Genomic DNA, 6,283 nt, shown 5'->3' with positions numbered 1-6,283 from the left:
GCCAAAGATCAACTAGCGGCACGACCCAAGATCGACAGTGGATCCAGGCTCAGCCAGCGTGGGAGAGGACCAAGACGGCCTTGACCAGGTCGGTCGCTCGTCGTGGGCAGCAGCGGATCTTGCGTAGGACTCGCCAGGCCTTGAGCACGGCGTTGGCGCGCTCACCGGGTCCGCGCTGGCGGGCGTGGGCGGAGTTGACCGCCTTCTGGTTGGTCGAGAGCGTGCGCCGCTCGCCGGTCTCGGGGTCTTTGGGCCGACGTCGTTGCGGGACCTCGAACCCCGAGCCGCGATAGCCGTTGTCGGCGACCACCTTCACCTGCGCCTGCTGCAAGGCCTCGAGGATGCCGTGCTCGCGAGCGGCTCCCATGTCGTGTCGTGCGCCGGGCAGGGCGGGCGAGGCCCACACGAGCCGACCGGCTGCGTCGGAGATGACCTGCACGTTCACGCCGTGGCACTTGTGTTTGCCCGAGTAGTAGGGCCGGTCGCGGCCCGATCCCATGCCGACTCGGTCGATGCGCAGCAGGGTGCCGTCGAGGATGATGAACGCCTTGGCCTTGATGACCGTCATCGCCTCGGCCAGGGTCGGGGCGAGCGCGGCCAGGACCTCGATCGCCTCGGTGACGTAGCGGAACACGGTGGTCGTGCCGATTCCGTACCCGGCGGCGAGCTCGGCGTAGGTGTCGCCCTTGCGCAGGTGCGCCAATACGAGCACGGCCTGGTCACCGGGGGACAGGCGCCGCCACCGGGTACCGACCTTGGCCCGGCGAGCGCGGAGGCATCGGCGAGGGTGATGAGGGCGTGGTTGGACACGGACAGCCCCGCAGGGTAGGAAGGCAACCGAAGCTCCTGGTCAGGACGTGTTGATCTAGTCAATCGCCCGTCTACCAGGAGCTTCACTTATTCCGGTGGCGCCGCGCCGCAGCAGCTCACGCCCGCCTCCGACCAGGATGGAAAGGGCTCAATTAGGTAGGTGCGGGGCTTTTCACTTTTCAACCTACGCAGTCAGACGTATGGCCCCGCACTCACGAAGGTTCGCGAGGTGCGGGGCCATACTCGTGTCGAGGATCTTACTTCTTCAGCTGCACAGAGAGGGTCTTGGTCGTCTGGGCGGTCTGACCCTGCCCGTCAGTGACAGCGAGCGAGACCGGCCAGTTCCCGAACTGCTTCGGCTTACCGGTGATGCGGTCGCCCACCTGCTTCAGGCCCGGCGGGAGGTTCGTGAAGGTGAACTTGTAGTGCCCGTCGCCACCACGAGCCTTCACGGTGTAGTCGTACTGCTGGTTCAGGGTCGCCGTGGGCAGTCCATCGAGGCTGAGGTAGAGGGAGCCGTTCTGGAGGCGACCGTTAATCCTCGACGCCCACTTGCCGACGGCGTCAGGGATGTCCCGGTTGTCATCGCCGCTGTAAGCCGTGTGGATCGCGCTGCCCTTGTTCCAGTTGAGAAGGGTGTTCGGGTTGATGTCGCAGACGATGTCTCCGCTATCGCAGATGTCAGCCACGATCTCCGGATGCACGACGTCAGCCGGGCGCGGCTTGACGCTCGGGATGAGCGTGCCGAGCGCCGCGCGCACGCCGGTCGCTCCCGTGTCGTTCTGCGCGCTACCGAACTTGAAGGCCTGCGTACCGTCCCGGTCGCCGTCTGCAACGAGGAACGCCCCGATGATGGCGTTGCCCGCGGGCTTCCCGTTCAGGTCCTTCATGAGTTGGTGGACAGCCATGGCACCTTGCGAGTAGCCAGCCAGTACGAACTTCGCGTCCTTGCAGGTGTTCAGCCGGTTCGTCAGCAGCGTGGTGAGGACGCCGTTGCCGCTGTTGGCGCTGCCTACGAACTTGTCCGCGCCGTCGCCGGGGCGGTCCCCGAACCAGTAGCTCTCGATCGACTTCTCAGCGCGTGCGAGCGCTACGGGTTTGAGTACCGGGGGAGCTTCAAGGACCGACCGCAGAGCCGCAGTCTCCTTCTCTGTCGGCTTCAGCAAGTCGGTACTGGCGGCCTCATACGTGTTGAACATGGTCCCGACGTCATTTTGCGTGACGCCTGCGGGCAGGTACTTCAAGTACTCGGCGTAGACACGAGCGACCTCCTTGCCAAAGCCATAGGTCACGATCGACTGCGCGTAGTCGCGGGCGGCCTTTTGGTCGCCACGCTTCCTCAGCTTCTCAACGTTGTCCTTCTCGGCCTGGGTCAGCGTGTCATCGAGGTGCTCGCCAGATCCCCTCGAACCGACGAAGTAGATCTTCTTGCACGCACTGCCGGGCGGTGTGGCGGCGCTGGCGCTTGGTACCACGGCCGCAACCGTTGCGATCGCGATCGCTCCCGCCACCGCTCCCGCCGCGAGGCTTGCCAGACGCTTACCGGTGCCCCACCGCTTCAGCGCGTGCCGTCGGCCACCGGGCGCACTCGTACCTTCTTGCAAAGACGACGCTCCCCTCAACGGTGACTTCCGGTCTGAAGTCACCCCAACTCGCGTCATAACCGTCGTGATCGACTGCGTGTCGTTAGCAGCTATGAACTGAGCGTGCGCCAGGCGGTGTAACAATCCGGGCAGACCGGACGCAACGGTGAAGCTTCACGTTAAACGGTACGGCCGTTTGCAGGGCGTTCAGACGAGGCGGGGTTATTGAAGCCAAAGGCAGCCTGGACCTGGGACGAGTTCAAGCAGCGCCTACGCGGCGTGCACGGGTCGGCCGCTTGAGCTTCGTGATCGCTGCGTTGGCCTCCGCATCCGACTGCACGACGCCCCACGTGCGCGCTGCCCGCAGCACGGTCGACTCACTCACGCGAAAATCAGACGCGATGTGTCTTGTCAAATACTTTCGCGTCCCATCAGGATTTGTGGCCTTGTATGCGTTCGCGATCCGCTCGGATTTGTCAAGTCGTTTTGGTTGGTTTGGCGTGAAGTCGTGCATAACTACAAGATAGTGTCCGTCATTTTTCTTGTAGGGTCAAGCCGACAGAGGTGTCCTGCGTCGCCAAGTACATGTTGTACGACGCGCAGCCGGCGTTTTCCGACACTATGCGACACGTGACCCCCGGTGAACTCAAACTAACAATTCTTACAACGCTGACTCACTGACATTGTTGAACAACTATTTTGCTCAACATGCAAGAAGTCGGTGAAGCACAAAGCTTGGTCACAGCCGCGCCGCGCTGGCATAATAATGTAGCGGGTTATCACGGCTGCACGAGATCAAGGCGGATAGTGCAGCTGGCGGTTGGTTAAGGTCCGTGTAGTAACCCTCCGCCTGCCTACCAGACTGAGCAGCCTCCAAGTGATCGGTCCGGGACATGCCAGGACGTTGGCCTACTCCGGCGTCCTGGCCGTTTCTATTTTGTTCCGTACCCCTGCCCTGCTTGACGACTGCCGTGATTTATTGCGGAAGCACTTCCCTAACAGGGGTAACACGGGGAGTCAAGCCACAGAAGGGGAGGGGACTACTTCTTGCCATCCTTGTCATCCTTGCCGCCAGTGAGGACCGAGAGCACGCCCTTACTCACGTCCAAACGCTTATCGAACGTCGGGTCGAGCAGGTTGATGATTGTGGTTACTGCGATCAGCGCTGTCAGAAGGACGGCGGTCTGATGCCACTGGTCGGACAGCTTGATGCCGTACTTAGCGAGCGTCAATATTGCAGCCAGCGGCAGCACGCCGACCACGAGCGATCGAACGTTCTCGCCAACCACATGGATACGTTTGCGGACCGTCACCGGACCTGCGGCTGTCCTCTTCAGCTCCCCATAGTGCCGGAGAAGTAACGCGTTCAGATCCCTCGTAAGCTCGTCCTGAAGCCGGCGAGTCGTGTACCGGTCTGGTAAGCGCAGATCATCCACGTATGAGCCAAGAGTCCTCGCGAAACCTGACCAGCAGTCAGTCGCAAGCCGACCCATCTTCTTGTCCGAGGTAGCCCTTCCGATCATATGAATCGCATCGTGAAGTTCACTGTGGAACTGATCGAAACTTGTCCACCGGGTCCCAACGTACTCTACGCCAAGACAATCCAGCGCGCGCGCGACCCGGCACGTGACATAGTCAGGGAACAAAAGCGCCACGTCACGCCGGTTAGCTTGAACCTGGACGCGCTTGACGACCATAGAGGCCGTGAGGGACGTGAGTAGGAGCAGGAGCATCATCAGAAGTATTTGCCTCCACTGCTGTCCGTCAAGAAGATTAGTTGAGTCAATGCGCCAACCTTCTAGGAATTGCCGCGACCCCGCAACCGGACCGTACATCAGGAGGCAGTAGAAGAGCACCAGTATGACGTAGACGCTGAGCGCGGAAACAATTGCCCTGGACGAGATCCGCCGGAGACCCTGCACCAGGAAGGTAGCGAAAGCCGCAATTACAAAGTCCTCACTGCGAAAGCGGAACGCAAGGATCAGGCCGACCAGCACGGTAACTACGCTACCGGCCCATGTGGCGGTTCTGTAGGCCCGCCGATCGCTGACCAGCAGCCGCACGTACCCTAGCGCCGCTTTGCGAACCCTTCGCTGAGCGAAGGGACTACTCTGCACGTCGCTCCGCAGGTTCCTGCGGATGGCCAAACGGGCATACCCGTTGTCGGCCCTAAGGGCGCGCATCATCACGACGTCGGCCAACGCATGCTTGATCCGAGCTTTTCGACTGTAGAGACGCTGGAAGTTCTGAGCCATCTCGCTGACCAACAACGTGGGGAGCCTCTCGCCTGCGGTGCTTGCCGCTTATATCGTGCGCAGCCGGAACGTTACTCTGTACTGGTCAGATGGATGACCGGTTCGTCGACCTTTGTTGATCGGCGCCGTGTCCGGCCCCTCGAGGCTCTGCTCACCGGGCACTCCTTCGCCCAGTCGACGAGGTTACGGTTGCTGACCCGGCATTCGGTGTGGACGACGACCTGGGACGCGCCGCCAGGCGTAGCAGCGCTGGCCCACAACCTGGTCAAAATCGCCGCCCTCGCGGCCTGATCGGTCGCCGAACGGAGATCAACACCTTCCGCCGCACCCCGTCCCCCTCGCCAATCCGCCCGACGAGGCCTTCTTCAGGTCGAAGTAGCTAACGCGCCACCGGGGTCACGGGGCGTCAACGACTGCGACCCCTCGTTGTGAAGACCTCCTCACCGTCCATTCGACCACGGGACCGCCATTGGGCGTGGCAGTCGCCGGGGCGACCATCGAGATCAGGACGGCGAGGTCGCTTGCGTCCGGCCTATCGGGCACGTCAGCAGCTGGACATCGGCGGTCGCCGCCGTCTGCTGGGTCGGAGGCGACATACAGCAGTAGCGCGCCTCGCGTGCCGTGTGGGTCTCGCAATGCGTCGGCGGCGTCGTCCACCGAGGTCTTCGTGGTACCCGCGATCCGCTCGACGGCGTCGCGGTGTTTCGAGTCGCTACCGACGAAGTCGATGCGCGGCCATTCTCGCCGGTTACGCGTGATGACCTGTCCCTGCCCATATCCAGGGAGTTCTCGGCGCTCCGCGAACCTGGTCAGCTGAGGCCAGACCAGTGCAACGTCTTGGAGCTTGCCGTTGGACACCAGCTTCTCGTAGAACCGGAGAGTCGGAGCGATCACTTTGTCCGCGTAGTCGGGATGCCACTTCAGCTGCGACAGAGCGTTGAGGAACTCCTTCGCGCTGATGATCCCGACGAGCGCTTCAAAGGAGCTAGCGGGATCCTCGGGCCTTCTCCGGCTGGAGGTGAAGGTCGTCTTCTCGGACGCGTTCTGAAGCAACGAGGTCATCAGTACGAAGTTCGCCGCTTTCCCGGTGGCGTCCTTCCGCGGAGGGAGCCCGTAGTAGTCCTTCAGCCGACCAGCCTCCCCGAGGGTGTTGATGACTGCGTTGAACATCTTCGTCCGCCCAGTCGGCTTGAGGTAGGGCAGATGCTGGCTGACGATGGGCGGGACCTGCCAGGGCTCGAGGATCGGCGTTCCATCGTCTTGGAAGCCCTCGTAGTCCTGCAGCCGAGTGCGGAGCGCGACCTCATCACGCATCAGGCCGTCGAAGGCCTCATACAGGTCTACCCGCTTCGGGGCGTCGTCGGGGTCGCGCCGGATGAAGAGTCTGACAAGGTCTCGATAGCCCTGGCGGAAGCCGAACCAGCGTCCGGCCTGCATCAATGTGTCACCCTGCAGGGCCTTGCGCGTGTAGAAGGAGATGGTGAGGCCTTCCACAGTGAATCCCCGGCTAAGCTTTGCTCCACCGACGAGCACTCGCCAAACGTCGTTGCGGTCGAAATCGAGGTTCTGCTGCTGCCTCTGACCCGAATCCGCGAGTAGGCCTTGAGTTGATCTGGGTTTGCCGGGCTGGGTGCT

3 protein-coding genes and 1 pseudogene are annotated in these 6,283 nt (G+C 62.4%); all 4 read right to left on the bottom strand.

The window, feature by feature from the left end:
- Positions 1–49: 49 nt before the first annotated feature.
- Positions 50–837: pseudogene (locus tag LWC33_RS34075) on the bottom strand (transposase family protein).
- A 230-nt stretch (positions 838–1,067) separates the two neighbouring features.
- A complete protein-coding gene (locus tag LWC33_RS34070; protein WP_233308834.1) occupies positions 1,068–2,321 on the bottom strand; it encodes a cutinase family protein in 1,254 nt (417 codons plus the stop codon).
- Positions 2,322–3,433: 1,112 nt separating this feature from the next.
- Positions 3,434–4,648 carry a hypothetical protein gene (locus tag LWC33_RS34065; protein ID WP_233308833.1) on the bottom strand — a complete coding sequence of 405 codons (1,215 nt, stop codon included), beginning with the start codon at positions 4,646–4,648 and terminating at the stop codon, positions 3,434–3,436.
- A gap of 396 nt (positions 4,649–5,044) precedes the next feature.
- The coding region (locus LWC33_RS34060; protein WP_233308832.1) for a Z1 domain-containing protein at positions 5,045–6,283 on the bottom strand (1,239 nt) is incomplete at its 5' end.

It is taken from the genome of Pseudonocardia terrae, from assembly GCF_021343995.1.
Taxonomy (GTDB): domain Bacteria; phylum Actinomycetota; class Actinomycetes; order Mycobacteriales; family Pseudonocardiaceae; genus Pseudonocardia; species Pseudonocardia terrae.
This window is presented reverse-complemented; position numbering and strand designations above follow the sequence as displayed.